Here is a 26,096-nt window from a genome sequence, read left to right on the forward strand (position 1 = left end):
CCGCGATCCGGGCGGGCAGTGCGCGCGCAGTCGTGCGATTCGCCCCGGCTGACCGACGAAAGGTTAACAAACAGAGTCGGCGTAACTCCGGTAGCGTGGAACTCATCGTCACCGAAAAGGACAACGCCGCGCGCCGGATCGCCGAGATCCGCTCGGGCGACACCGCCTCGACGGAGCGACGCAACGGCGTCAACGTGTACCGCTGGGGCGACAAGCGCTGCGTCGGTCTCTCCGGGCACGTCGTCGGGGTCGACTTCCCCTCGGAGTACGCCGACTGGCGCGACGTGCAGCCGGCGGAACTCGTCGACGCGGAGATCGTCAAGACGCCCACACAACAGAACATCGTCCGGACGCTCAAAGGGCTGGCGCGGAGCGCCGACGCGGTGACGATCGCCACGGACTACGACCGCGAGGGCGAGCTGATCGGCAAGGAGGCCTACGAGCTGATCCGCGAGGAGACGGAGGCCCCGATCGATCGGGTCCGCTTCTCATCGATCACCGAAAACGAGGTCGCGAACGCCTTCGAGAACCCCGACGAGCTGGATTTCGATCTCGCGGCCGCTGGCGAGGCCAGACAGGTCATCGACCTGCTGTGGGGGGCGGCCCTCACCAGGTTCCTCTCGCTTTCGGCCGGACAGCTCGGCGAGGACTTCATCTCGGTGGGTCGGGTCCAATCGCCGACGCTGAAGCTCATCGTCGATCGGGAACGCGAGATACGGGCGTTCGATCCCGAGGACTACTGGGAGCTCTTCGCGGACGTCCGGAAGGACGACACCGCCTTCGAGGCCCAGTACTTCAGCCGCGAGGACGGCACCGAACAGGAGCGCGTCAAAGACGAGGCGGACGCCGAGGCGGCGTACGAGCGCCTCCGCGCCGCCGAAACGGCGACCGTCGAGTCGGTCGCGAGGCGCTCGCGGACGGACGACCCCCCGGAGCCGTTCGACACGACCCGGTACATCAGCGCCGCCGGCTCGGTGGGCCTCTCGGCGCAAAACGCGATGAGCGTCGCCGAGGAGCTCTACACCGCGGGGTACATCACCTACCCCCGGACCGACAACACCGTCTACCCGGACGATCTCGATCCGGAGGCGCTGCTCGCGTCGTTCACCGAGCACTACCGCTTCGGCGACGACGCCGCCTCCCTCCTCGAGGCCGACGGGATCGAGCCGACCGCCGGCGACGAGGAAACGACCGATCACCCGCCGATCCACCCCACCGGCGAGATCCCCGACCGCGGGGACCTCTCGGACGACGAGTGGGACGCCTACGAACTCGTCGTCCGGCGCTTTTTCGCGACCGTCGCCGACCCCGCCGAGTGGGAGCACCTGAAGGTCGTCGCCGACGCGGACGGCTGCTCGCTGAAGGCCAACGGCAAACGGCTCGTCACCCCGGGGTACCACGACGTGTACCCCTACCGCTCGACCGCCGAGAACCACGTTCCGGCCGTCGAGAACGGCGAACGCCTGGCGATCGAGGACACCCGGATCGAGGCGAAACAGACCCAACCGCCCCGCCGCCGCGGGCAGTCTCGGCTTATCGAGGAGATGTCCGACCTCGGCATCGGCACGAAATCGACCCGACACAACACGCTCCAGAAGCTGTACGACCGGGGCTACGTCGAGGGCGATCCGCCGCGCCCGACGAAGCTCGCAACGGCCGTCGTCGAGGCCGCCGAGAAGTTCGCCGACCGCATCGTCGACGAGGGGATGACCGCCCAACTCGAGGCCGACATGCGGGCGATCGTCGACGGCGAGAAGGACCTCGAGGAGGTGACCGACGACTCCCGGGCGATGCTCCGGCGGATCTTCGAGGAGCTCCACGACTCCCGCTCGGAGATCGGCGAGCACCTCCGGGAGTCGATGAAGGCCGATCGGACGCTCGGGCCCTGCCCCGACTGCGGTGAGAGCCTGCTCGTCCGGCGGTCCCGGCAGGGATCGTACTTTGTCGGCTGCGACGGGTTCCCGTCGTGTCGGTACACGCTGCCGCTGCCGAACAGCGGCGAGCCGACCGTCCTCGAGGACGCCTGCGAGGAGCACGGCCTCAAACGCGTCAAGATGCTCGCCGGCCGGAGCACGTTCGTCCACGGCTGCCCGCAGTGCAAAGCCGAGGAGGCCGACGAGACCGCCGACGAGGTCATCGGCGCGTGCCCGGAGTGTGGGACCCCTGACCGCGACGGCGACGGCGGCGAACTCGCCATCAAGCGGCTCCGGAACGGCTCGCGTCTCGTCGGCTGCACCCGCTATCCGGACTGCGAGTACTCCCTCCCGCTCCCGCGGCGCGGCGACATCGAGATCACCGACGACACATGTCCGGACCACGACCTCCCGCACCTGCGCGTCGTCGACGAGGGGGACGGGAACGAGGACGACCCCTGGGAGCTCGGCTGTCCGATCTGCAACTACGCGGAGTACCGCGAACGGCAGGCGGCCTCCGGGCTCGAAGACCTCGACGGCGTCGGGGCCAAGACCGCCGAGAAGCTCGCTGCGGTCGGCATCGAGTCCCTCGAGGACCTCCGCGGCATCGACGCCGACGCCGTCGCCGGCGACGTCCAGGGCGTCTCCGGGGACCGCCTCCGCGAGTGGCAGGCGAAAGCGAACGCGAGCGTCGCCGCGGACTGACAGGCCGTCCTCGCCCCGTTTTGTCGCCGCGCCCGACGCGGAATGTCGAAGCGGTTTTAGCTACCCACCGACACGTGGCGTGTATGACCGCGCCTTGGGCGGAGTGGGACCACGTCGTGAAAATCGATCCCGACAAGACGCTCGTCGAGGGCGAGACGTTCGAGGACGTCTGTGCCACCGGCACCGACGCCCTCGAGATCGGCGGCACGACGGGGATGACCGAAGAGAAGATGGGACGGGTCGTCGAGGCGACCGCGGCCTACGACGTCCCCGTCTACATCGAACCGTCGAACGTCGGCGCGGTGGTCCATCGCGACGGCCTCAGCGGGTATCTGGTCCCGGTCGTGCTCAACGCCGGCGACATGTTCTGGGTCACCGGCGCGCACAAGGAGTGGGCGAGACTGGACAAGGAGATCGACTGGGACTCGACGTTCACCGAGGCGTACATCGTCCTCAACCCGGACTCCTCTGTTGCGACCTACACCGACGCCGACTGCGACATCGACGCCGACGAGGTCGCCGCCTACGCGGAGGTCGCCGAGCGGCTGTTCGGCCAGCGGATCATCTACGTCGAGTACTCCGGGGTCTTCGGGGACGCCGAGATCGTCCGGGCCGCCGCCGACGCCGTCGAGGACGCGGCCGTGTTCTACGGCGGCGGCGTCCGCGACTACGACACCGCCTACGAGATGGGCCGCCGCGCCGACACCGTGGTCGTCGGGGACCTGGTCCACGACGTCGGCGTCGACGCCGTCAGGGAGACCGTCGAGGGCGCCGCGGACGCGAAATCGGAGCCGATCGACGGCGCCTGACCGGCCGGCGCCTCGCCCGCCAACGCTTAAGCCGACGCGTCCGTATTCTCCGGTTATGTTCGATCCCGACGACCTCGAAGCGATCCGGGAGGGCCGCGACCGGTGGGACGAAGAGACCTACGGCCCGACGGTCGAGCGCTTCGGGGAACGGAAATCGGAGTTCACGACCGACACCGGCGGACAGACGATCGATCCGCTGTACACCCCCGCGGACGTCGCGGAGACGGACTACGACGAGGACATCGGCTTCCCCGGCGAACCGCCGTACACGCGCGGCGTCTACTCGACGATGCACCGGGGGCGGATGTGGACGATGCGGCAGTACGCCGGGATGGGAACCGCGGCCGAGACGAACGAGCGGTTCAACTACCTGATGGACGAGGGCCAGACCGGCCTCTCGATGGCGTTCGATCTCCCCACGCAGATGGGGTACGATTCGGACTCGGTGATGGCCGAGGGCGAGGTGGGTAAAAGCGGCGTCGCGATCGATTCCCTGGACGACATGGAGACCGTCTTCGACGGGATTCCGCTGGACGAGATCTCGACGTCGATGACGATCAACGCCCCCGCGTCGGTGCTTCTCGCGATGTATATCGCCGTCGGCGACCGACAGGGCGTCGACCGCGAGGAGCTCAGAGGCACGATCCAAAACGACATTCTCAAGGAGTACATCGCCCGGAACACGTACATCTTCCCGCCGGAGCCGTCGATGCGGATCATCACCGACATCTTCGAGTTCTGCGCCGAGGAGGTCCCGAACTTCAACACGATTTCGATCTCTGGGTACCACATCCGGGAGGCGGGCGCGACGGCCGCCCAGGAGCTCGCCTTCACGCTCGGCAACGGGATCGAGTACGTCCAGGCGGCGGTCGACGCCGGGCTCGACGTCGACGAGTTCGCACCGCAGCTGTCGTTCTTCTTCAACGCCCACAACAACGTCCTTGAGGAGGTCGCCAAGTTCCGCGCGGCCAGGCGGATGTGGTACCGCATCATGGACGAGCGCTTCGACGCGGAGAACCCGGCCTCGAAGCAGCTGAAGTTCCACACCCAGACGGCCGGATCGACGCTGACCGCCCAGCAGGTCGAAAACAACATCGTCCGCGTCGCGTATCAGGCCCTCGCCGCCGTGCTCGGCGGGACCCAAAGCCTCCACACCAACGGCAAGGACGAGGCGCTCTCGCTGCCGACCGAACAGTCGGTCCGGACCGCCCTCCGGACCCAACAGATCCTCGCACACGAGTCCGGGGCGGCCGACACGATCGATCCGCTCGCCGGGTCGTACTACGTCGAGAGCCTCACCGACGAACTCGAGGCCGAGGCGTTCGACCTCATCGATAACGTCGACGAGCGCGGCGGGATGCGGAAGGCGGTCGAGAGCCAGTGGGTCCAGCGCCAGATCCAGGACGTCGCATTCGAGCGCCAACGCGAGATCGACAGCGGCGAGCGGATCATCGTCGGCGTCAACGAGTACGAGGTAGACGAGGACCCAAAGGAGGACATCGAGGAGGTCAGCGAGGCCGAACAGCGGAAACAGCGCGAACGCCTCCAGGAGCTGCGCGAGACGCGCGACGAGGAGGCCGTCGAGGACGCCCTCGCGGGGCTGAAAGACGCCGCCGAGAGCGGCACCAACGTCATGCCGCACATCATCGACGCCGTCAAAGCGTACGCGACGACCGGCGAGATCTGCGACGCGATGCGAGACGTCTTCGGCGAGTACCAGGGCTGACCGGGGCGGCCGCCACGGTCCCGCCCTGCTCCGACGAGCAACGGCCGGCTTCGGGGTGGTCTCCGGCCCTCTCGTTTTTATCCGCCGGCGACGACATCCGGGTATGCGCTTCGATCACGCCGGCATCGCAACGGACGACGCCGAGGGGCTCGCGTTCCTCTATGAGGACGTGTTCGGCTGTACGATCGCCCACGAGGAACGCTTCGAGGAGCTGGAGATCGTCTTTCTCGAACTCGAGAACGGCTACTTCGAACTGCTCGAACCGCAGGGCGAGGGAACGATCGCGCGGTACCTCGAAACCAACGGCGGCGGGATCCACCACCTCGCCCTCGAGACGACCGACATCGAGGCGGCCCTCGAGACCGCCGAGGCGGCCGGCGTCGAACGCATCGACTCCGAGCCCCGCCGGGGGGCCTGGGGCCACCGCGTCGCGTTTCTGCACCCCGAATCGACCGGCGGCGCGCTGATCGAGTTCGTCGAGCACTGAGTGACCGGCGTGTCTCACCCGGCCCCTTCGCCCGCCCCACTCTCCGCCCTCTCCGCCCCCGAGCGGCCGCCCGCTCAGCCGAAGTTCTCCGCTTTCAGCCCGTCCGCGTCGCCGCCCGCCGCTTCGACCGCGCGTTCGGCGTCCGCGAGGAACTCGCCGAACCCGTACACGAACGCCTGCTCGCCGGGCCCGTGGGTGAGGACGTCCGCGACGGCGCCGGCGAGGTCCCCGCGCTCCTCGAGTACGAACACCGTCGCGCCGCCGGCGGCGAGCGCCGCGAGTCGGTCCTCGTGGAGTGGTTCGTCGTCCCGGTAGACGATCGCCGCCGTCCCGCCGTCCGCGAGCGCCCGCTCCGCGATCGCAACGGCGGGGCCGATCCCCGGGCCGCCGGCGAGGACGACGACGCGGGACTCGTGCTCGTAGTGGTCGCTTCCGAACGGCCCGCTGATCGTGAGTTGATCGCCCGCCCGCAACGAGAGCAGGTACTCGCTGAACGCGCCGCCGTCGGTCGGATCGTAGCTGACGGTCAACTCGAACGTCCCGTCGGTGTCCGGCGAGGAGACGGTATAAAACCGACTGACGCGCTCGCCCTCGAGCGTCGCCGATAGCCTGACGAACTGTCCCGGAAGCGCGTCGAACCCCTCCGGCGTCGCCACGTCGATGGCGACGGCGTCGGTGCCGATCTCGCGTACCCCTGCGACCGTCGTTTCGAGCGAATCCATACACGTATGGGCCGCTCCGCGGGCAAGGCGCTTTCGAAGCCGGCGGTCTCGACGCGGCGCTCGTTGTCGACGCGACCCGGCGTCATCACGGCTCAGAGCGCGCGTTTCGGCGATATTCGGCCGCGAACCGCGGTGTTCAGAAGGCTTAACGTCCGTCACGCAGAAACCCGATGTAGCATGTCAGAGGACCTGAACTGGGCCGTCGGCGGGGAAGCCGGTGACGGGATCGACTCGACTGGGAAGATCTTCGCCCAGGCGCTCTCCCGTGCGGGGCGTCACGTCTTTACCTCGAAGGACTTCGCATCGCGGATCCGCGGCGGGTACACCGCATATAAGGTACGGACGTCGGTCGACCGCATCGAGAGCGTCGTTGACAGACTCGATATCCTGATCGCACTCACACAGCGGACCGTCGAGGAGAACCTCGACGAACTCCACGACGATTCGATCGTCATCTACGACGGCGAACGGTCGATGATGTCGGACTTCGAGGCCCCGGGCGAGATGCGCGGGCTCGACGTCCCGCTGAAGCGACTCGCCGAGGACGCCGGCGGGGCGATCATGCGCAACATCGTCGCCCTGGGTGCGGCCTGTGCGGTCTCGGGGTTCAAGATCGAATACCTCGACGAGTCCTTAGAGAAGCGCTTCGGGAACAAAGGCGAGGCGATCGTCGAGAACAACAAGACGGCGGCCCGCCTCGGCGCGGAGTACGTCGACGAGGAGTACGACTTCTCGACGCCGTACGACCTCGAGACGACCGACAACGACTACGTCCTGTTGAACGGCGACGAGGCGATCGGAATGGGCGCTCTCGTCGCCGGCTGTCGGTTTTACGCCGGCTACCCGATCACGCCCGCGACGGACGTGATGGAGTACCTGAAGGGCCGCATCGAGGACTACGGCGGTATCGTCGTCCAGGCCGAAGACGAGCTCTCGGCGATCAACATGGCCCTCGGCGCGGCCCGCGCCGGCGCGCGCTCAATGACGGCGACGTCGGGCCCCGGGATCGATCTGATGACGGAGACGTTCGGCCTCGTCGCCACCTCCGAGACCCCGCTCGTCATCTGTAACGTCATGCGGTCGGGGCCCTCGACGGGGATGCCGACGAAACAGGAGCAGGGCGATCTCAACGGGATGCTCTACGGCGGCCACGGCGAGATACCGCGGTTCGTCCTCGCGCCGACGACGATCTCCGAGTGCTTCCACAAGACGATCGAGGCGTTCAACCTCGCCGAGAAGTACCAGATCCCGGTGTATCTCACCGGCGACCTCGCCCTCGCGGTCACCGAACAGACGTTCCCCCCCGAGGAGTTCGACATGGACGCGGTCGAGATCGACCGCGGCAAGGTCGTCGACGAGGGGACGATCGACGAGTGGCAAAACGAGACGGGGCAGTTCAAACCGCACGCCGTCACCGACGACGGGGTCAGCCCGCGGTCCTTCCCCGGCACCGGCGGCGGCGCGCACATGTCGACCGGCCTCGAACACGACGAGTTGGGCCGGCGGACCGAGGACACGGAGATGCGCATCGAGCAGGTCGACAAGCGCGAGCGGAAGGTCGAGACCGCCCGCGAGGCCGAAGACTGGAGCTACCGGGAGTTCGGCGACCCGGACGCCGACACGCTCGTCGTCTCGTGGGGCTCGAACGAGGGGGCGATGCGCGAGGCGATCGAGCGCCTCGACGCCGACGGGACCGACATCCGGTTCGTCTCCGTCCCGTACATCTTCCCGCGTCCGGACCTCTCTGCGGAGATCGAGGCCGCCGAGGAGACGATCGTCGTCGAGTGCAACGCGACCGGGCAGTTCGCCGACATCGTCGAACACGACGCGCTCTCGCGCGTCAAGCGGGTCAATAAGTACAACGGCGTCCGGTTCAAGGCGGACGAACTCGCCGAGGAGATCGAGGCGGCTCTCGGCGGAGCGGCGGAAGCGGAGGTGGAGGCCTGACAATGAGCTCTGACATCAGATTCACCGATTTCAAATCGGACAAGCAACCGACGTGGTGTCCCGGCTGCGGCGACTTCGGGACGATGAACGGCATGATGAAAGCCCTGGCGAACACCGGGAACGATCCCGACAACACGTTCATCGTCGCCGGCATCGGCTGTTCCGGTAAGATCGGCACGTACATGCACAGCTACGCGCTTCACGGCGTCCACGGCCGCGCGCTGCCGGTCGGGACCGGCGTCAAGATCGCCAACCCCGAACTCGAAGTGATGGTCGCGGGCGGGGACGGCGACGGCTACTCGATCGGCGCGGGCCACTTCGTCCACGCCGTTCGCCGGAACGTCGACATGTCCTACATCGTCATGGACAATCGGATCTACGGTCTGACGAAGGGTCAGTTCTCGCCGACCTCCCGCGAGGACTTCGAGACCTCGACGTCGCCGGACGGCACCAACCAACAGCCGGTCAACCCGCTTGCGCTGGCGATGGCCGCCGGCGGGACGTTCATCGCACAGTCGTTCTCGTCGGACTCCCAGCGACACGCCGAGATCGTCCAGAAGGCGATCGAACACGACGGGTTCGGGTTCGTCAACGTCTACTCGCCGTGCGTGACGTTCAACGACGTGGACACCTACGACTACTTCCGCGACACGATCGTCGACGTCGGCGACGAGGAGTTCGATCACGACCCCACGGACTACGACGCGGCCAAGGAGCTCATCCTCGATCGCAACAAGGAGTACCAGGGCGTCATCTACCAAAACGAGAACTCGGTCGGCTACGAGAAACGCGAGGGCGTCGAGGGGCCGATGACGGACGTCCCGGACGGCGCGCCCGAGGACGCGATGGACCTCGTCCGCGAGTTCTACTGACGCCGGAGAACCCCCGGCGTCGCCCGCTTCAGAAGTCGGTGTCGACGTTGCCGTCGGCGTCGAGATACACGATCCCGTCGAAGAGCCGCTTGAACGCCTCGACGTCGGCCTCGTCGTGGACCTCCTCGGAGAGGTGAAACAGCCCGACGGCGTCGTACTCCACGAGCAACTCGAGGAGCTTCTCGACCGTCTCCAAGGCGCGATCCTCGTCGGCGTAGTACGCCAACTCGGTCACCGAATCGAGGCTGATACGGCGCTTCCCGTCGTGTTCCTCGAGGAACTCCCGGGCCACGTCGGTGATCCCCTCGAGATCGTCGGGCGCGGAGACGTAGTGGACGTGCTCCGAGGAGCGCCGCGAGTAGCCGCGCTCGACGGACAGCGTGTCGAGGATGTCCGCCTTGGTCTCGTCGACGTCGTAGTACTCGAGTTTCTGCTGGACCTCCCGGGCGGTCGTCCGCGTCGAGATCACGAGGAGCCGGTCGGTGTCGGTCTTCAGGAAGTCGGTGTCGATGCGGTCCGTCTCGCCGGTGCTCGGGTGGATGAGAAGCAGTCCCGTTCCCCCGGGGATCGTCGACGGTGCGTTCTCGATCGCGATCTCGTAGTCCATAGAGACTCTCGCGGGCGGGGCCGTCTTAATTCTTGCAGACTGCGCCGCCCGCCGGAGCCGAGTCCGAACCGGAACGAAACGAAACAGAACGGAACGAGCGGGCCGAGAGGGAATTGAACCCCCGACCGTCTGGTTAAAAGCCAGACGCTCTGCCGGACTGAGCTATCGGCCCTCACCACGCGTTTGCTCCGGCCGGCGATAAACTCTTTCGATCGACGGCCCCCCGCTCAGAGGTACTCGCCGAGCGCCCGGTCGAGGACGTCGCTCGGATCGCTTCCCTGCAGTGCGGCGTGGCGGCGGAGCCGCAGGTACGTCTCCGGCGGAAGCGACACCGCCAACCGCCCGAGGTCGATCCCGTCGACGTCGAGCGCCGCCTCGACGCTTGCCCCCTCGTTGACGCGGGAGGCGATCTCCCGTATCTCCCGGACCGTGAGGTCGTGATCGAGCGCCGCCCACGCGAGCAGGTAGCGCGACTCCCCGGACACCCGAGCGATGTGTTTCGCCGCCGTCGGGGCGATCTCGCCGAGCGCGACGTACCGACGGATCGACCGCGGCAGGTCGTGGACGCGGGCCCACTTCCGGATGAACGAAACCGTCGTCTCGCCCCCGGCGCGCTCGGCGGCCGTCTTATACGAACCGGTCCCGCGGACGAGCGCCGCACAGGCCGCCGCACCGCGCAGCATGTATACGTTGTCCTCGCCCCCGGCGCTGTTGGCGGCGAAGCGAGCGACGGTGTCGGCCGCCCCCGCGAGACTCTCGGGGTCGTCGGGGTCGAACCGGACCGCCTCCTCGCCGGCGACCGCCGGGTCCTGCCGGATGACCGGCTCGCCGACGGGCGACTCTCGGTCGGTTGGGTGCTCTCCCCCCGGTTGATCACTCATCGACGCATGGTACGGCGACGGGGATCAAAAGCGTCCCGAACGGCTCTCCCCCCAGCCTGCCTCGCCCTACTCCTCTGCGTCGCGCTCGTCGGACATATGCTCCCAGATCTCGGTGCACCCGCAGCCGTCGTCGACGTCCTCGAGGTGGCTCCTGTCGACCCCTTCGCCTTCGGCGTCCTCCGTTTGGCCTGTCATCGAGACCCCTTACCGTGCGGCTCAGGAGCGACGTCGGCCGGCGCGTCCCGCCGAAGCGGTTCCTGCTGTCGTTCTCTCATCGACGAACCGTACGGTAGCTCCCCTCATAAGAGTCGCTACACCCGTAAACCCTACCCGCTCTCGCGCCTCCGAGACAGTGTTGCCGCTATCACTGACGGCGGAGTTTCGGCGACGATCCGCCGGCCGTCCCCGGTTTCGTCCAACGCGGACGTCACCGGGTTCGGTGACGGCCGGCAACCGCTGTCGACGCCGATGGGCTTAGGCCCGTTGACGCGTTCCGTTGGAGTATGACCACGTCGGTACACCAACTCGACGACGGGGCGTGGCTGAGCGTCAACGACGCCCGGCGGATAAACGTCAGCGATCTCTGGTGGCTCGCCCGCCACGACTTCTGCGACTGCGAGATGGCCGACTTCCTGGCGGAGGGGTTCGTCGAGATCGGCGTCGACCACCCGAACATCGAGGGGCGGATCGCCGGTCAGTGCATCGAGTGCGGCGAAAGCGGCGTGACCGACTGGCTGACGCTCGGCCGGGTCGTCGACCCCGATGCGGGGACGTTCCTCGGCGTCGTCCCGGACAGCGTCCACGTCCCGGAGCGCCGGAGGCGCCTCGCGTCTCCGTCCGAGTAAAGAGTAAATGCTACCGGTAAAAGGGAGCCGCGGGAAGGATTGACGCGACGGCCGGTTGTATGTACGTGGAGACGCAGTATCGCGTATGCCGAGCAAGGTAGAAGGCTGGAAAGACGACGTCTACGGTATGGAGGTGCGCGATCACCTCTATCGGTTCGCCGAGGAGGGCTGGAGCGCCATCCCCGAGGACGAACACGACGCGTGGTTCGAGCGGTTCAAGTGGTGGGGGCTGTACCACCAACGGAAGGGCCAAGAGAGCTACTTCATGATGCGGATCGGGACCCCCAACGGTCGGATGAGTCCCGAACAGCTCCGCGTGATCGGCGAGATCGCCGACGAGTACGCCCGCGGCCCCGTCGACAACCCGGAGTTCGGCGGCGCGTACTGCGATTGGACGACGAGACAGTCCGTCCAGCTCCACTGGATCCAACTGCAGGACGTCCCGGAGATATTCGACACACTCGAGGCCCACGACCTCTCGACGATGCAGGCCTGTGGCGACTCCTGGCGGAACATCGTCGGCTCGCCCGTCGCCGGGCGGGACGCCAAAGAGCACATCGACGCGTGGCCGGTCATCAAGAACCTCAACGACACGTTCAAGGGCGACGAGGAGCACGCGAACCTCCCGCGGAAGTGGAAGGTCGCCGTCACCGGCGACACCCGGGGGTCCGGACAGGCCGAAATCAACGACCTCGGCTTCGAGCCGGCGACAAAGGAGATCGACGGTGAGGAGGTCGCCGGGTTCAACGTCGTCGTCGGCGGCGGCCTCTCCCGGAAGGAACCGCGCTTTGCGCGGGACATCGACGTGTTCGTGACCGAGCAAGAGGTCCCCGACGTCGCCGGCGGTCTCTCGACGCTTTTCAGGGACCACGGCGACCGCGACGACCGCTTCAACGCCCGCATCAAGTTCCTCGTCGACGAGTGGGGCCCACAGAAGCTCCGGCGCGTCCTCCAGGAGGACTACGTTGATTTCGAACTCCGATCGGCCGGCGAGGACCTCCGCGACCAGTACACCTACAACTCCGGGCGCAACGACGAGACCGGCGACTACGTCGGCGTCCACGAACAGAAGGACGGCGACTACTTCGTCGGGCTGTCGGTGCTCGTCGGCCGGATGGGCGCCGAGGACGTCATCGAACTCGCCGACCTCGCCGAGGAGTACGGCTCGGAGATGGTCGGGCTCACCCAGCGCCAGAACATCATCGTCGCCGACATCGCCGAGGAGGACCTCGATGACTTCCTCGACGAGGACCTCCTGGAGTACTACTCGCCCGATCCCCACCCGTTCCTCCGGGGATCGATCGCCTGTACCGGCACGGAGTTCTGCTCGCTCTCGATCGTCGAGACGAAAAACCGGATGGTCCGGTACGGCCGCTGGCTGAAGGACAACGTCGCGTTGCCCGACGGGATCGACGACTTCCACGTCCACCTCTCGGGCTGTACGGCCTCCTGTGCGCAGCCGCAGATCGCCGACATCTCCCTGCGCGGGATGAAAACGCGGAAGGACGGCGAGCCGGTCGAGGCGTTTGACATCGGCCTCGGCGGCGGGCTGGGCGAGAACCCGCAGTTCGCCGACTGGGTCGAGATGCGCGTCGCCGCCGACGAGGTGCCGGGCTACATCCGGAACCTTCTGGAGATCTACGACGAGCGGAGCGAGGACGACGAGTCGTTCCGCGAGTTCATCGCCCGCCACGACGAGGACGACCTCAACGGGCTCGCCGAGCCCGAGGAGACGAGCTACGACGACCCCTACATGGGCAACACGAAGATGACGTGGTACCCATACGCCGAGGAGACCGACATGGACGCCGCGCCGACCCCCTCGCCGGCCGACGACTGAGACGCCCCCGTCATATTCGCGCGTCCGCCGACGCTCGGCCTTTCGCTCTGCCGATTCCGACGGAAGAACTTATATAAAGGATCGTGAGATCCCGACCAAGATGTCGACCTGCCGGGACCGCGGCCAATCGGAGGTCATCGGCTCCCTCCTGTTGTTCGGGTTCGTGACGACACTCGTCGCCTCCACGGGCGGGTTCGTCGTATTGGACTACACGCAGGACGCGACGAGCGACGCCCCGCTCGTGGACTGCTCGTTCGAGCACTCCGACGGCGCGGTCACGGTGGCCCACACCGGCGGGGAGGCGGTCCCGACCGACGACCTCGCGGTCGTCCTCCGCAACGAGTCCTCGCAGTCGCGGTCCGGGGTCGGCGCGGTGGACGGAGACGGCGACGACCGCTTCGGCCCCGGCGAATCGATCGCGGTCGGCGACGTCGCGACAGACACCGAAATCGCGCTCACCGCCGGCGACGGCGTCGTCTGCTCCGATACGATCAGCCCGAGCGGGGACAACGGCGGCGGTGACGGGGCGGACGGCGAGGAAGAAGAGGAAGAGGAGAACGAAGAGGAAGAGGAGAACGAAGAGGAAGAGGAAGAAGAGGAAGAGGAGAACGAAGAGGAAGAGGAAGAAGAGGAAGAGGAGAACGAAGAGGAAGAAGAGGACGAAGAGGAAGAGGAGAACGAAGAGGAAGAAGAGGAAGAAGGGGAAGAGGAGAACGAAGAGGAAGAAGAGGAAGAAGAGGAAGAAGAGGAAGAAGAGAACTGAGCGCCGCCCGAGGGACGGCGAGCGACGGAGCGGCGGCTCGCCGATCGCGGACGGCTGAGGAGAGTAAGCCCCCTTCTGTTCGTCCCGGCATTCGGCTGAGCGTCCGCCGCGCCTCCGGGCTACCAATCGCGGCGGACTTGCACCGGTGAGGGTTCGCCGTTCCATCCGTTCCCGCCCGTCCACTCGCGGCTGACGCCGCTCGCACGGCGGCTCTCGCCGCCTCGCCCTCGGTGGGTTAACTCCCTTCCCTCGCGGGTCGGTTCGCCCGTTCGCGGGCGTTCCGCGAACGCCGCCGGCCGTTTCGACGGCCGGTCGCACCTCATCGGTCGGGGCGGGGGGTCTCGTTTCTGTTCCAGCGCCGGCGGTCTCCCGCTCCGGACTTGCGTCCGGTCACCTGCCCGGAGGGTGGGGGGACTTTCCTCATGGGGCGGCGACGGGTGTCGTCCGCTCCACGGGGGCCGGGCTTCCTCTGCCGACCGGAGGTAGACCGCTCGCGTTTTTAAGCCGTTCGGTGGGCCGCCGCGGGTCCGTCCGCCGGCGCCGCCGCCCTCGCGCGATCATACACGCTTAACCGCCGGCCGGCCGACGGACCGGTATGCGGCTCGAACGCGTGTCCGTCGAGGTTCCGACCCGGGCCCCCGGCGGCCGGACCGCGGCGTACGTCGTCGGCTCGGCGTCGGGCCTGTTGGTCGACCCGGCGGCGGCCGACGAACGGATCGAGAGGCGACTCGGCGAGGTCGATCACGTCGCCGTCACACACCACCACCCGGACCACCTCGACCGCGTGGCCGCCTACGCGGCGGCGGCCGACGCGATGGTGTGGTGTCGGTACGGGCGGGCCGGCGACTTCGAGCGGGCGACGGGGGTCGAACCGGACCGGACGTTCCGCGAGGGGACGACGATCCCCGTCGACGACGGCGGCGTCGTCGTCCGAGAGACGCCGGGGCACACGCCCGAACACGTCGGGTTCGAACTCGGCGCGAACGGAGACGACAACGGCGACCGTCGACTTCTGGTCGGTGATCTCGCCGTCGCCGAGGGCAGCGTGACGGTCAGTTCCCCAGAGGGCGACATGCGGGCGTACCTCACCTCGCTGCGGCGGGTCCGGGCGATGGGCTTCGACATGCTGTACCCCGCCCACGGGCCGGCCATCGACGACCCGGCCTCGACCTGCGACCGACTGATCAGCCATCGCCTCTCGCGGGAGCGGCGGGTGCTGTCGGCGGTCGAGGCCGGCAACCGGACCGTCGACGCCCTGCTCGATGCGGCCTACGAGAAGGACCTGACCGGCGTTCGGGATCTGGCCGGCATGACCGTCCGGGCGCACCTGGACAAACTACACCACGAGCGCCGGGTCCGCTGGGACGGGTCCCGCGCCGACCCCGCGTAGCACACCCTACCCGTCAGGCTCCCGCGTCCCGTCCGGACCCCGCGGGCCGCGGAGCGTCCCCCGACACCGACCGCCCTCGCGGACGATCTCGAACCCGAGGGAGGCGTAAAACGGCTCGAGGGCCGGATCGAACGACGCCGATAGGGCGGGCCGTCGCGCTGCCGCCGCCCGGACGAGCAGCGAACCGATCCCCTGTCCCCGACGCCCCGGCCGGACCGCAACGGCGTCGATCTCGGAGCCGGCGAGCACGAGCGCGCCGAGCACGCGGCCGTCGCTGGCCGCGACGAGCACCGACGACCGACGGAGAGCGCCGGGGCCGACCTCGAGCATCGCGGCCTCGAGGACCGACCGGGCGGTGACGTACTCGGCCGGGACCGCCGGTCGGACCGCCGTCATCCGCGTTTGCCCGCCCCGGATGCCCCGGACGCGTCGCCGTCTTTTCGCCCGCCCGAGGCCGGTCTCTCCGTCTTTCCGTCCGGCTCGAACCCATCGACGACATCCATGCGTCGTCCGCGGGACCGGACCGGTTTCAGCGTACCGATCGCGCCGCCCGTGGGGGCGTCGGCCCCGTCCGTCTCGGGAGGTTTATGCCCGGCCGGAGCGAGTTCGACGTATGAGCGAGGCCGCCGCAACGGACCGCGGGCGGGAGATCTGGATCGAGAAATACCGACCACAGTCCCTCGAGGAGGTCGTCGGCCACGACGACATCACCGGGCGGCTCAGAAACTACATCGACAAGCGGGACCTGCCGCACCTCCTGTTTGCCGGGCCGGCCGGCACCGGGAAGTGTCTCACCGGTGAGACGCCCGTACTGACGAACAGGGGTGTCGAGCGAATCGAGCGCGTGGTCGGTGATACGGACGGACTCGCCGAATCCAGGGGGGACCTCGAAATCGCGACGTTCGACGAGAACGATGGGTTCGAGTTCGTTTCTCCCTCCCACCTGTTCGGAAAGGAAGCCGACGACCTCGTCCGTGTGTCGACGCGGGACGGCGGCGAATCGACGGTCACGCCCGAACACCGCCTGTTGACTGTCGATCGGGACGGCCTCTCTTGGACGCGGGCCGAAGAACTCGCCTCCGGAGACCGCGTGGTACGACCCAGGGAGGCCCCGCTCCCGGAGAGTGACGGATCGATCGACTGGGTCGAATCGCTCGATGGCGAACGCGTGTTCGTCCACGTCACCGAGTCGTTCGCCGAGCGACACGATATCCCGGCGACGGAGGATTACGTCGGCAAAAAGAAGGCGGTGTTCGCCGGCATTCGGGCCGGCGAGACCGACGACGAGATCGCGAAACGGACCGACACGCCGAAGAAGACGGTTCAGGCCTACCGACGACAGGCTGTCAACGCCGATCTCGATGCGACGTCGACCGTCTGTTCCCTTTCGCACCTCCGTTCGCTGGACGTTCCGCGTGACTCCCTCCGTGAGCACGTCTCGGCCATCCAGTACGTCGCCCCGAACAACAACCGTTCGCGGCCGATCGAACCGCCTTGGGAACTGACACCCGAACTCGCCGCGTTCGTCGGTCTCGCGCTGAGTGAGGCTCGAATCGACTCGACTCGCGTGAAGTTCTACAACGACGACGAGGGGCTCCTCGAACAGTTCTCCGGGTCCGTGCGTGAGTCGTTCGGCATTGAGCCAAAGCGGGGCGAACAAAAAGGCGTCGGGTATCGCGCGATCGACAACCGAACAGTAACCCACTTTCTCAGGCAATGCTTTGCGGTGTTCGACGATACGGACACCGTTGGTTCGGCTCTCGTTCGCGCTCCTGCCGAGTCGCGTCGCGCATTCGTCCGTGCGGTGTTCGACGCCGAAGGCCACGTTCAGGAGAAAGGGATCGTAGAACTCACACAGAAGGACGGCGACGTCATCACGCTCCTCTCGTATCTACTGGCCGGCGAGGGGATCCCTACCCGGCGAAAGACGGAAACAAAAGCAGCGACCAACGGAAGCGGAACGAAACGCGAGTACCACGTTCTGTTCCTCTCCGGAGCGGACGCACTCTCACAGTTCGAAGAGCGGGTCGGTTTCACGCTTCCAACGAAAGCCGAACGGCTCTCGAAGAACGCGGGGCGTGCGGGGAACCCGAACCACGATACGATCCCGGTACAATCGGCCGTCGATCACCTCTGTGAATCGCTGTACCTCCGAAAAAACAAACTGCTAACCGATACGCTAAACCCGGAAACGCCGGGACGTAGAAACTATCTCGAAGACGTCGAGCGAACGCTGGAGGCGGCAACTGAAAAGATAGAAACCGCACAGGAGATCCTCGAGACGGTCTCACGGCTGGAGACCGACCTCGAACACTGCGAGGCGCTCCCGGCGAAGTGGGTCGGCGAACGCGACCGCATGGAACCGGTTTCCGTTCGCCGGGACCTCGAAGACGAGGTCGGTGTCAGACCGGATCGACTGCTCGAGTACTCCGATGGCCGGCGGACCCCCGAACGCCAGCGTGCGACGACCCTGCTCAACGAAATCAACGTACTCGAGACGGAGCCCGACGTCGAAGCCGTACAGGCTGAGCTACAGGCCGCTATCGAGCGTCTCAATGTGCCGTACAACCACGTCGCGGACGGAACAGATCTCCTCGGAACGGATATCACCAATCTGCTCGAGAACGATGACCACGCCGTCTCGACGGCCCCCCGGTTTCGGACGGTCGCCGAACGCGTCCGAGAGATCGCAGCCGGAATGCTCTCACAGGACGTACTGGAGGGGCTTCGGACGCTGGATACGCTCGCACGCAGCGATCTCTACTTCGACGAGATCGAATCCGTCGAACGCCTGTCCGACTCCCGGAGGGTGTACGATCTCACGGTCCCGGAGACACGGAACTACGTCGCCGGTGCCGTCCCGACGGTCATGCACAATACGACCTCGGCCATCGCCATCGCCAAGGAGATCTACGGCGACGACTGGCAGGAGAACTTCCTCGAGTTGAACGCCTCCGATCAGCGCGGGATCGACGTCGTCCGCGACCGGATCAAGAGCTTCGCGCGGGCCTCCTTCGGGGGGTACGACCACCGGATCATCTTCCTCGACGAGGCCGACGCCCTCACCTCCGACGCGCAGTCGGCGCTCCGCCGGACGATGGAGCAGTTCTCCGACAACACCCGGTTCGTCCTCTCGTGTAACTACTCCTCGCAGATCATCGACCCGATCCAATCGCGGTGTGCGGTCTTTCGGTTCTCGCCGCTCGGCGACGACGCGGTGGCCGAACAGATCCGGGCCATCGCCGACGCCGAGGGGATCGAACTGACCGACGACGCGATGGACGCCTTGGTCTACGCCGCCGACGGGGACATGCGGAAGGCGATAAACGGCCTGCAGGCCGCCGCTGTGATGGGCGGCGTGGTCGACGAGGAGGCCGTCTACACGATCACCTCGACCGCCCGTCCCGAGGAGATCCGCGAGATGGTCACCGCCGCGCTCGACGGCGACTTCACGGCCGCGCGAACGCAACTCGACTCGCTGTTGAAAGACGTCGGGATCGCCGGCGGGGACATCGTCGACCAGATGCACCGCTCGGTCTGGGAGTTCGATCTCTCCGAGCGCGAGGCCGTCCGGCTGATGGAGCGGATCGGCGAGGCGGACTACCGGATCACGGCGGGCGCGAACGAGCAGATCCAACTCGAAGCCCTCCTGGCGTCGCTGGCGGTCGAACCGGAGGACGCGGGGAAGCGAGCAGTTTAGGGCCGGGGCCGCGTTCGGTCCGGTGTGGACCCAACGCGCATCGTCGAGGAGTTCCCCGCCCCCTCCTTTCGGGGCGCACAGAGGCGGGCGCTCCGGGACGTCCGTTCGGCCTTCGAGGCCGGCAACCGCGTCGTGTTGGTCCGCGCGCCGACCGGCAGCGGCAAATCGCTCATAGCCCGCGCGATCGCGGGGTGTGCCCGCCGGGACGGCGAGGGCGCGCCGGCCCGCCCGACCGGCGCGTACTACACGACGCCGCAGGTCTCTCAACTCGACGACGTCGCCGGCGACGCGTTACTCGAGGATCTCAGCATCGTCCGGGGAAAACCGAACTACACCTGCATCCTGCCGGGCGACACCTCGACGCCGGTCAACCGCGCGCCGTGCTCGCGCGAACGCGGGTTCGAGTGCCCGGTGAAACACCGGTGTCCGTACTTCTCCGACCGGACGATCGCCTCGAACGGCCCGATCGCGGCGATGACGCTCGCGTACTTCATGCAGACCGCCGGCAGCGAGGTCTTCGGCGAGCGCGACGCCGCCGTCATCGACGAGGCCCACGGCCTCGCGGAGTGGGCCGAGATGTACGCGACGATCGAGCTCTCGCCGTCGTCGGTGCCGGTCTGGGAGGCGTGCCGCCCGCCGGCGATCGACGACATCGACGACGTCGAGCCGTACGCCGAGCGGCTGCTCGACACCTGCGAGCGCCGACAGGAGGAGCTCCGGGGACGCGTCGAGTTGACCGGGAGCGAAGCCGAAGAGCGCGACCGCCTCGCCGAGTTGATCCGGGAACTGCGGTGGTTCCTCGAGGACGTCCGGGACCCCGACAGCCCGACGGTCTGGGTGGCCGACCGCTCCGACCGCGGGACGAGCGAGGACCGCGGCGGTGCGGTGTCGATCAAGCCACTCGACCCGGCGCGGTACCTACACCACACCGTCTGGGACCGCGGGGAGCGCTTTGCGCTGCTGTCGGCGACAATCCTCGACAAGGACGCGTTCTGTCGCGCCGCGGGACTCGATCCCGAAACCGTCGCGCTCGTCGACGTCCCCCACACGTTTCCGGTCGAGAACCGACCGCTGTACGACGTGACGCGCGGGAAGATGACCTACGAGCGCCGCGACGAGACGCTGCCGAAGGTCGCCGAGACGGTCGTGCGGCTGATGGCGAAACACGACGACGAGAAGGGGCTCGTCCACGCTCACTCGTACGCGATCGCCGAGCGACTCGTGGCGCTACTCGAAGCGTCCGGCGTCGGCGCGCGGGTCCGGAGCCACGACAGCGACACACGGGACGCGGCGCTCTCGGACTGGAAGCGCAGCGACGACCCGGCGGTGTTCGTCTCGGTGAAGATGGAGGAGGCGCTCGATCTCGCCGGCGACCTCTGCCGGTGGCAGGTGCTGTGTAAGGCCCCGTTTCCGAACACGAACGATCCGGCCGTCGAGAAGCGACTCGAGAACGGCCAGTGGGGGTGGTACTACCGGACGACGCTCCGGACGGTGATCCAGGCCTGCGGGCGGATCGTCCGCGCGCCCGAGGACCACGGCGCGACGTACCTCGCGGACCGCTCGCTCTTGGACCTCTTCGAGCGGGCCCGAAGCGACATGCCGCCGTGGTTCCGCGAGGCGGTCGATCGGCTGTCCGCTCCGGAGCTGCCGCCGTTCGATCCCGAACGCGCGGTTGAGGCCGCCAACGCCTCGGGCGGCTCCCGCGCCGGAACCGGGACCGGAACCGGAACGGACGCGACCGACCGGATCGACGATCACCCGCTCTCGGACGTCTGGGGCGAGGGCTCCTGACGGGACGGCGGGAGGACGGCGACCGGGCCGCACTGCGACGCGGCGTCCCCGTTGGACACCGTACAAGTACCCGCCGGCCCAACGGCCCCCCGTGACGCGCGCCGAGCGGATCGGGCTGTCGGCCGTCGTCTTCGTCGTCCTCTTCACGCAGCTGTTGGCCTACCCCGGGGTCGACCGGCTCGTCGCCGCCCTCGGCGCGTCGCCGACGGTCGACGCCGCGACCGCCTTTCTCGCCGTCCAGCTTCTGGCGTTCGTCCTGTGCTCGACCGTCTGGGGCGCCCTCTCGGATCGGTTCGGACGGCGCCTCCCGTTCGTCCGGGCGGGCGCCCTCGGCGGGACCGCCGCATACCTCGCTTTGGCGGCGCTCGTCGTCTCGGGGGCCGGTGGGTTCGGGGCCGCGCTCGCGCTCCGGTTCCTTGAGGGCGCGTTCACGATCGGCGCGTTCTCGCTTTCGATCACGATGCTCATGGACCTCGAGGGCGGCCGCGGCCGGAACATGGGCGCGGCGGGGATCGCGATCGGCTCGGGGGCGGCCCTCGGTGCGCCCATCGGCGGGCAGTTGTACGAGATCGGCCCCCTTGCGCCGCTCTTCGCCTCCGCCGCGCTGCTCGGCGGCGTGTTCGTCCTGACGCGGTCGCTGCCGGACAGGGCGCCGCGGTCCGGGGGCAGCCTCGCCGACTCGATCGCGCGCCTCCGGGGGGCTCCCGAGCTCGCCGTCCCCTTTGCGTTCGGCTTCGCCGATCGCTTCGTCGCCGGCTTTTTCGGGCTCGTCGGCACGTTCTACTTCAGGGACGCCTTCGGGCTCGACCCCGGCGCGATCGGACTCCTGCTCGCGTGTTTTTTCGTCCCGTTCGCGCTGCTCCAGTACCCCTTCGGCGGGCTCTCCGATCGGATCGGCCGCGTCGTCCCCGTCGCCGCCGGCTCCGCGGGATTCGGCGCCGCCGTCCTCGGGGTCGGCGCCGCGCCGACCGTCCCGACCGCCGCCGCGGGGATGGCGACCGTCGGCGTCCTCGGCGCGCTCGTCGCGCCGGCGACCATGGCGCTCGTGACGGACATCGCCGACCCGGCCGATCGGGGGGCCGCCATGGGCGGGTTCAACGTCTTCGGCAGCCTCGGCTTTCTCGGCGGCATCGTCGGCGGCGGCTGGCTCGCCACCGACTACGGCTACCCGGTCGCGTTCGCCGTCACCGGCGGACTCGAACTCCTTGTCGCCGCCGTCACCCTCCCGGCGCTGGTCCGGATCGCGCCCGGGCGCTCGCTTTTGTGACGCTCGGAGTGACGCCTCCGGCGTCGACCCGATCAAAACTACCATTGCACAGCCCCGAGTAGCGAACACGTCAGGTGGATCCCGTGACGAAGAAACGCGAATACAAGGACGACTACACGAACAAGACGCTCTATCTCCCCGGCCCGACCGACGTGCGCGAGGACGTCATCGACGCGATGGCGGAACCGGTGTTCGGCCACCGGATGGACCGGATGACGGACCTGTACACGACCATCGTCGAGGACACGAAGGAGTTCCTCGACACGGACAACGACGTCATCGTTCTGACGGCGTCGGGCACGGAGTTCTGGGAGGCGACGACGCTCAACCTCGTCGACGACGGCCGCGTTCTCTGTCCGACGAGCGGGGCCTTCAGCGAGCGACAGGCGAACGTCACCGAGCGCCTCGGCAAGCCCGTCGACCGGATCGAATACGAGTGGGGCGAGGCGGTCAAGCCCGACGACGTCCGGGCGGCGCTGGCGGCCGACGGCGCCGAGTACGACGCCGTCACCGTCGTGATGAACGAGACCTCGACCGGCGTCCGGAACCCGATCGAGGAGATCGGCGACGTCGTCGCGGACTACCCCGAGACGTACTTCGTCGTCGACGCCATCTCCGCGCTCGGGGGCGACTACGTCGACATCGAGGCCCACGGCATCGACGCGATCTTCACCTCGGTCCAGAAGGCCTTCGCGATGCCGCCGGGCCTTTCGGTCTGTGTCGTCAGCGACGACGCCTACGAGCGCGAGAGCGAGAGCGACTCGGCCTCCTGGTACGGCGGGTTTCAGCGCTGTCTGGACTACTACGACCGGAAGGGCCAGACGCACTCGACGCCCGCAATCCCGCTCATGTTGGCGTACCGCAAGCAGATGAAACACATGCTCGAGGAGACGCACGAGCGCCGCGACGAGCGCCACCGCGACATGGCCGAGTACACCCGTTCGTGGGCGCGCGAACACTTCGATCTCTTCGCCGAGGCGGGCTACGAATCGCGGACGGTGACCTGCATCGAGAACACGCGCGGCATCGACGTCGCCGGGACGATCGACACGGTCAGCGAGGAGTACGACATGGTCTTCTCGAGCGGGTACGGCGACATCGGCGAGGAGACGTTCCGGATCGGACACATGGGCGAACACACCGTCGAGAGCGTCCGGGCGCTGACCGACGCAATCGAGGACGTCGCCGGGCTCTGAGCCGCCCCACCGGACCGAGCGGGCCCGCCGGCGCTCGCGGCGACGTCGGTGCTTTTTGATAACCCCGACCCGAACCAACGGTGATGGACGCGCCGCAGGACAACCCCTACGTCCGGGACCCGCCCCTCGGTTTCGCCCCGGTTTCGGCGCTCGAGGAGGCCGAGGCCGAAACGCAGGTATCGCTGTTGCGCGAGGCGATCCGGTACCACGACCGCCGCTACTACCGGTCGGCCGACCCGGTGATCTCCGATCGCGCCTACGACCGGCTGTTCGAGCGCCTCGAAGCCCTCGAGGAGGCGTTCGACCTCCGCAGCGAAACGAGCCCGACCCAACGCGTCGGCGCCGAACCCTTGGCGGAACTGGAGACGGTCGAACACGTCCGGCCGATGCGCTCTATCGACTCCTCCGGGGCGGAATCCGACGTGCGGGCGTTCGACGACCGCGTCCGCGAGCGGCTGCGGGGGGCCGGATACGAGGGCCCGATCCGGTATCTCTGCGAGCCGAAGTTCGACGGCCTCTCGGTCGAACTCGTCTACGAGGGCGGCGAGCTGCGGCGCGCGGCGACCCGCGGGGACGGCGAGTACGGCGAGGACGTGACCGCGAACGTCCGGACGATCAGATCGGTGCCGCTGAAGCTCCGCGGCGATCCGCCGGCGTCTCTCGCCGTCCGGGGGGAGGTGTTCATGCCGAAGGAGGCGTTTCAATCGCACAACCGCGAGCGGATCGAACGGGGGGACGACCCGTTCGCCAACCCCCGGAACGCCGCGGCCGGGACGCTCCGGCAGTTGGATCCGACCGTCACCGCCGAACGACCGCTGTCGTGTTTCGTCTTCGACGTCCTCGACGCCGGCGACCGCGAGTTCGAGACCCGACGCGAGGAGCGCGAGGCGGTCGAGCGGTGGGGCTTTCCGACGGACGGGCACACGCGAGCGGCCGACAGCATCGAGGGCGCGATCGAGTTCCGAAACGGGATGCGCGAGCGCCGCGACGACCTCAACTACGAGATCGACGGCACGGTGATCAAACTCGACCGGATCGAGGCCTGCCGCCTGCTGGGATCGACGTCGCGGGCCCCCCGGTGGGCCTACGCGTACAAGTTCCCGGCCCGAAGCGAGGTCACGACGGTCCGGGACGTCGTCGTCCAGGTCGGCCGGACCGGACGGATCACGCCGGTGGCCCTGCTCGATCCCGTCGAGGTCTCCGGCGTCGAGGTCGCGCGCGCGACGCTTCACAACCCCGAACAGATCGCCGAACTGGGCCTCGACGTCGGGGACACCGTTCGGATCAAACGCGCCGGCGACGTGATCCCCTACGTCGAGGCGGTGACAGACGGCGACCCGGCGGAGACGTTCGAGCTCCCCGATCGCTGTCCGATCTGCGACAGCCCGATCGAACGGGACGGGCCGCTCGCGTTCTGCACCGGCGGGTTCGCCTGCCCGGCGCAGCTGCGGCGCTCGATCAGACACTACGCCTCACGGTCCGGCCTCGACATCGAGGGCCTCGGCGAGAACGCGGTCGATCAGCTGATCGACGCCGGTCTCGTCGGCGACCTCCCGGACCTGTATGACCTCTCGGAGAGCGCCCTCGCCGCCCTCGAGGGGTGGGGAACGAAGAGCGCCCGAAACCTCCTCTCGGAACTGGAGGCGAGCAAGCGACCGCCGCTTTCGGACTTCCTGTCGGCGCTTGGGATCCCGGGTGTGGGACCGACGACGGCGGGCGACATCGCCCGTCACTTCGGAACGCTCGATGCGGTCCTCGAGGCCTCCGAGGCGGCGCTATCGGACGTCGACGGCGTCGGACCGAACACCGCGGCCGATGTCCGTCAGTTCCTCGGGCGCGAGCGGAACGAACGGATCATCGCGGAGCTCCGCGAACGGGGCGTCGAGCCGCGACCGGCGGAGACGGGCGAGGACGACCCCTTCGAGGGGCTGACGTTCGTGTTCACCGGTTCGCTTGAGGGGCTGTCCCGCCGGGAGGCGCGGGAGCTGATCGAACGGCTCGGAGGATCGGCGACCTCGAGCGTGTCCGGCAACACGGACTACCTGGTCGTCGGCGACGATCCCGGGCGAACCAAACGCGAGGCGGCGGCCGAACGCGGCGTCGAAACGCTCGATCAGGACGCCTTCGAGGCCCTCCTCGCCGAACGCGGCGTCGAACCGTAGCCGAAACGCGGCGTCGCTCGGTCGGGCCGGACCGCCGGACGGTCCGGCCGGCGACGACAACCCATATGCGTCTCGCGCTCCCGGATACGTCCGATGGGCCTCTTCGACACCATCCGACAGACGCTCGGGCTCAGCGCCGAAGCGGACGCGACCCGCGCCGCCGACCCCGGCGACCTCTTCGGGATGTCCACGGCGTACGTGACGATGGAAGCCGACCTGGGGTTCCGGCCGACCGGCGACGCCGCGCTCTGTTTCGCCAACGTCGACAGCACGGCGTTTCAGGGCGCCCGCCGCGAGGTCGAGGCGGTCTTGGAACTCGGCGAGGAGGAGACCGGCACGACCGCTTCGTTCATCGAGGACAGCCACGGCTACCACTGGGTCGTCCTCCGCGATCCGGACTTCGAAGACCTCGTTACGAGCGTCCACTTCGCCGCCGACACGCTCGTCGAGGAGGGGTTCGGCTCCCGGCTGTT

At 68.1% G+C, this 26,096-nt stretch carries 21 protein-coding genes, 1 tRNA gene and 1 other RNA gene; 16 read left to right on the forward strand and 7 right to left on the reverse strand.

The window, feature by feature from the left end; translation table 11 throughout:
* The first annotated feature begins 95 nt into the window (after positions 1 to 95).
* The 4 genes from Q0916_RS08555 to mce all read left to right on the forward strand — a co-directional run bounded on the left by Q0916_RS08555 (position 96) and on the right by mce (position 5,640).
* Positions 96 to 2,618 carry a DNA topoisomerase I gene (locus Q0916_RS08555; protein WP_299236608.1) on the forward strand — a complete coding sequence of 841 codons (2,523 nt, stop codon included), beginning with the start codon at positions 96 to 98 and terminating at the stop codon, positions 2,616 to 2,618.
* Positions 2,619 to 2,701: 83 nt separating this feature from the next.
* A complete protein-coding gene (locus Q0916_RS08560) occupies positions 2,702 to 3,427 on the forward strand; it encodes a phosphoglycerol geranylgeranyltransferase (protein ID WP_299236609.1) in 726 nt (241 codons plus the stop codon).
* Between the two features lie 55 nt (positions 3,428 to 3,482).
* Positions 3,483 to 5,153 (forward strand): acyl-CoA mutase large subunit family protein, encoded by a 1,671-nt coding sequence (locus Q0916_RS08565; protein WP_299236610.1) that lies wholly within the window; start codon positions 3,483 to 3,485, stop codon positions 5,151 to 5,153.
* A gap of 103 nt (positions 5,154 to 5,256) precedes the next feature.
* Positions 5,257 to 5,640 carry a methylmalonyl-CoA epimerase gene (mce, locus tag Q0916_RS08570; protein WP_299236612.1) on the forward strand — a complete coding sequence of 128 codons (384 nt, stop codon included), beginning with the start codon at positions 5,257 to 5,259 and terminating at the stop codon, positions 5,638 to 5,640.
* Between the two features lie 74 nt (positions 5,641 to 5,714).
* On the opposite strand, the gene Q0916_RS08575 is transcribed toward mce, so the two are convergent.
* Positions 5,715 to 6,362 carry an FAD-dependent oxidoreductase gene (locus Q0916_RS08575; protein WP_299236613.1) on the reverse strand — a complete coding sequence of 216 codons (648 nt, stop codon included), beginning with the start codon at positions 6,360 to 6,362 and terminating at the stop codon, positions 5,715 to 5,717.
* A 177-nt stretch (positions 6,363 to 6,539) separates the two neighbouring features.
* Here Q0916_RS08575 and Q0916_RS08580 point away from each other — a divergent pair, with 177 nt between their 5' ends.
* Together Q0916_RS08580 and Q0916_RS08585 are read left to right on the forward strand one after the other, a co-directional pair.
* Entirely contained in the window at positions 6,540 to 8,309 is a 1,770-nt protein-coding gene (locus tag Q0916_RS08580) for a 2-oxoacid:acceptor oxidoreductase subunit alpha (RefSeq protein WP_299236615.1), read from the forward strand.
* Between the two features lie 2 nt (positions 8,310 to 8,311).
* Entirely contained in the window at positions 8,312 to 9,181 is an 870-nt protein-coding gene (locus Q0916_RS08585; protein WP_299236617.1) for a 2-oxoacid:ferredoxin oxidoreductase subunit beta, read from the forward strand.
* A gap of 28 nt (positions 9,182 to 9,209) precedes the next feature.
* On the opposite strand, the gene Q0916_RS08590 is transcribed toward Q0916_RS08585, so the two are convergent.
* The 4 genes from Q0916_RS08590 to Q0916_RS08605 form a co-directional block, all read right to left on the reverse strand.
* The gene (locus tag Q0916_RS08590) at positions 9,210 to 9,788 is read right to left on the reverse strand and encodes a DUF7090 family protein (protein ID WP_299236619.1); all 579 of its coding nucleotides are present in this window, start codon (positions 9,786 to 9,788) and stop codon (positions 9,210 to 9,212) included.
* 98 nt (positions 9,789 to 9,886) lie between these two features.
* A tRNA-Lys gene (locus tag Q0916_RS08595) sits at positions 9,887 to 9,960 on the reverse strand.
* Positions 9,961 to 10,015: 55 nt separating this feature from the next.
* A complete protein-coding gene (locus Q0916_RS08600; RefSeq protein ID WP_299236621.1) occupies positions 10,016 to 10,669 on the reverse strand; it encodes a DUF7119 family protein in 654 nt (217 codons plus the stop codon).
* A 66-nt stretch (positions 10,670 to 10,735) separates the two neighbouring features.
* Positions 10,736 to 10,864 carry a hypothetical protein gene (locus tag Q0916_RS08605; RefSeq protein WP_299236623.1) on the reverse strand — a complete coding sequence of 43 codons (129 nt, stop codon included), beginning with the start codon at positions 10,862 to 10,864 and terminating at the stop codon, positions 10,736 to 10,738.
* A gap of 308 nt (positions 10,865 to 11,172) precedes the next feature.
* Between Q0916_RS08605 and Q0916_RS08610 the strand changes: the two genes are divergently transcribed.
* The 3 genes from Q0916_RS08610 (at position 11,173) to Q0916_RS08620 (ending at position 14,117) form a co-directional block, all read left to right on the forward strand.
* A complete protein-coding gene (locus tag Q0916_RS08610) occupies positions 11,173 to 11,514 on the forward strand; it encodes a hypothetical protein (RefSeq protein ID WP_299236624.1) in 342 nt (113 codons plus the stop codon).
* An 85-nt stretch (positions 11,515 to 11,599) separates the two neighbouring features.
* A complete protein-coding gene (locus Q0916_RS08615; protein WP_299236625.1) occupies positions 11,600 to 13,354 on the forward strand; it encodes a nitrite/sulfite reductase in 1,755 nt (584 codons plus the stop codon).
* A gap of 100 nt (positions 13,355 to 13,454) precedes the next feature.
* Positions 13,455 to 14,117 (forward strand): type IV pilin, encoded by a 663-nt coding sequence (locus Q0916_RS08620; protein ID WP_299236627.1) that lies wholly within the window; start codon positions 13,455 to 13,457, stop codon positions 14,115 to 14,117.
* A gap of 52 nt (positions 14,118 to 14,169) precedes the next feature.
* Here the strand turns inward: Q0916_RS08620 and rnpB are convergent.
* An RNA gene (rnpB, locus tag Q0916_RS08625) (RNase P RNA component) lies at positions 14,170 to 14,591 on the reverse strand.
* 121 nt (positions 14,592 to 14,712) lie between these two features.
* Here rnpB and Q0916_RS08630 point away from each other — a divergent pair.
* Complete coding sequence (locus tag Q0916_RS08630; RefSeq protein WP_299236628.1) at positions 14,713 to 15,507, forward strand: MBL fold metallo-hydrolase; 795 nt, start codon at positions 14,713 to 14,715, stop codon at positions 15,505 to 15,507.
* Positions 15,508 to 15,513: 6 nt separating this feature from the next.
* On the opposite strand, the gene Q0916_RS08635 is transcribed toward Q0916_RS08630, so the two are convergent.
* Entirely contained in the window at positions 15,514 to 15,903 is a 390-nt protein-coding gene (locus Q0916_RS08635) for a GNAT family N-acetyltransferase (protein ID WP_299236630.1), read from the reverse strand.
* A 217-nt stretch (positions 15,904 to 16,120) separates the two neighbouring features.
* Between Q0916_RS08635 and Q0916_RS08645 the strand changes: the two genes are divergently transcribed.
* The 6 genes from Q0916_RS08645 to pspAB form a co-directional block, all read left to right on the forward strand.
* On the forward strand, positions 16,121 to 19,207 hold the full coding sequence (locus Q0916_RS08645) for a replication factor C small subunit (protein WP_349254516.1): 3,087 nt from the start codon (positions 16,121 to 16,123) through the stop codon (positions 19,205 to 19,207).
* Positions 19,208 to 19,231: 24 nt separating this feature from the next.
* Positions 19,232 to 20,998 (forward strand): helicase C-terminal domain-containing protein, encoded by a 1,767-nt coding sequence (locus Q0916_RS08655; RefSeq protein WP_299236632.1) that lies wholly within the window; start codon positions 19,232 to 19,234, stop codon positions 20,996 to 20,998.
* Positions 20,999 to 21,089: 91 nt separating this feature from the next.
* On the forward strand, positions 21,090 to 22,265 hold the full coding sequence (locus Q0916_RS08660; RefSeq protein WP_299236634.1) for an MFS transporter: 1,176 nt from the start codon (positions 21,090 to 21,092) through the stop codon (positions 22,263 to 22,265).
* Positions 22,266 to 22,348: 83 nt separating this feature from the next.
* On the forward strand, positions 22,349 to 23,461 hold the full coding sequence (locus Q0916_RS08665) for a pyridoxal-phosphate-dependent aminotransferase family protein (protein ID WP_299236636.1): 1,113 nt from the start codon (positions 22,349 to 22,351) through the stop codon (positions 23,459 to 23,461).
* Positions 23,462 to 23,544: 83 nt separating this feature from the next.
* Positions 23,545 to 25,623, forward strand: coding sequence for an NAD-dependent DNA ligase LigA (gene ligA / locus Q0916_RS08670; RefSeq protein ID WP_299236638.1), 2,079 nt, complete (start codon positions 23,545 to 23,547; stop codon positions 25,621 to 25,623).
* A gap of 93 nt (positions 25,624 to 25,716) precedes the next feature.
* On the forward strand, positions 25,717 to 26,096 hold a 380-nt coding region (gene pspAB, locus Q0916_RS08675), incomplete at its 3' end, for a PspA-associated protein PspAB (protein ID WP_414689326.1).

It is taken from the genome of Natronomonas sp., assembly GCF_028274965.1.
In the GTDB taxonomy this organism is placed as follows: domain Archaea; phylum Halobacteriota; class Halobacteria; order Halobacteriales; family Haloarculaceae; genus Natronomonas.

What these genes read in the sequence shown, in the direction of transcription:
- Q0916_RS08645 (WP_349254516.1), top strand. Translation starts at nt 16,121, where the DNA reads ATGAGCGAGGCCGCCGCAACGGACCGCGGGCGGGAGATCTGGATCGAG.
- Q0916_RS08590 (WP_299236619.1), bottom strand. Translation starts at nt 9,788, where the DNA reads ATGGACTACGAGATCGCGATCGAGAACGCACCGTCGACGATCCCCGGG.
- Q0916_RS08575 (WP_299236613.1), bottom strand. Translation starts at nt 6,362, where the DNA reads ATGGATTCGCTCGAAACGACGGTCGCAGGGGTACGCGAGATCGGCACC.
- Q0916_RS08630 (WP_299236628.1), top strand. Translation starts at nt 14,713, where the DNA reads ATGCGGCTCGAACGCGTGTCCGTCGAGGTTCCGACCCGGGCCCCCGGC.
- Q0916_RS08565 (WP_299236610.1), top strand. Translation starts at nt 3,483, where the DNA reads ATGTTCGATCCCGACGACCTCGAAGCGATCCGGGAGGGCCGCGACCGG.
- Q0916_RS08585 (WP_299236617.1), top strand. Translation starts at nt 8,312, where the DNA reads ATGAGCTCTGACATCAGATTCACCGATTTCAAATCGGACAAGCAACCG.
- Q0916_RS08615 (WP_299236625.1), top strand. Translation starts at nt 11,600, where the DNA reads ATGCCGAGCAAGGTAGAAGGCTGGAAAGACGACGTCTACGGTATGGAG.
- Q0916_RS08635 (WP_299236630.1), bottom strand. Translation starts at nt 15,903, where the DNA reads ATGACGGCGGTCCGACCGGCGGTCCCGGCCGAGTACGTCACCGCCCGG.
- mce (WP_299236612.1), top strand. Translation starts at nt 5,257, where the DNA reads ATGCGCTTCGATCACGCCGGCATCGCAACGGACGACGCCGAGGGGCTC.
- Q0916_RS08560 (WP_299236609.1), top strand. Translation starts at nt 2,702, where the DNA reads ATGACCGCGCCTTGGGCGGAGTGGGACCACGTCGTGAAAATCGATCCC.
- Q0916_RS08620 (WP_299236627.1), top strand. Translation starts at nt 13,455, where the DNA reads ATGTCGACCTGCCGGGACCGCGGCCAATCGGAGGTCATCGGCTCCCTC.
- Q0916_RS08610 (WP_299236624.1), top strand. Translation starts at nt 11,173, where the DNA reads ATGACCACGTCGGTACACCAACTCGACGACGGGGCGTGGCTGAGCGTC.
- ligA (WP_299236638.1), top strand. Translation starts at nt 23,545, where the DNA reads ATGGACGCGCCGCAGGACAACCCCTACGTCCGGGACCCGCCCCTCGGT.
- Q0916_RS08605 (WP_299236623.1), bottom strand. Translation starts at nt 10,864, where the DNA reads ATGACAGGCCAAACGGAGGACGCCGAAGGCGAAGGGGTCGACAGGAGC.
- Q0916_RS08600 (WP_299236621.1), bottom strand. Translation starts at nt 10,669, where the DNA reads ATGAGTGATCAACCGGGGGGAGAGCACCCAACCGACCGAGAGTCGCCC.
- Q0916_RS08580 (WP_299236615.1), top strand. Translation starts at nt 6,540, where the DNA reads ATGTCAGAGGACCTGAACTGGGCCGTCGGCGGGGAAGCCGGTGACGGG.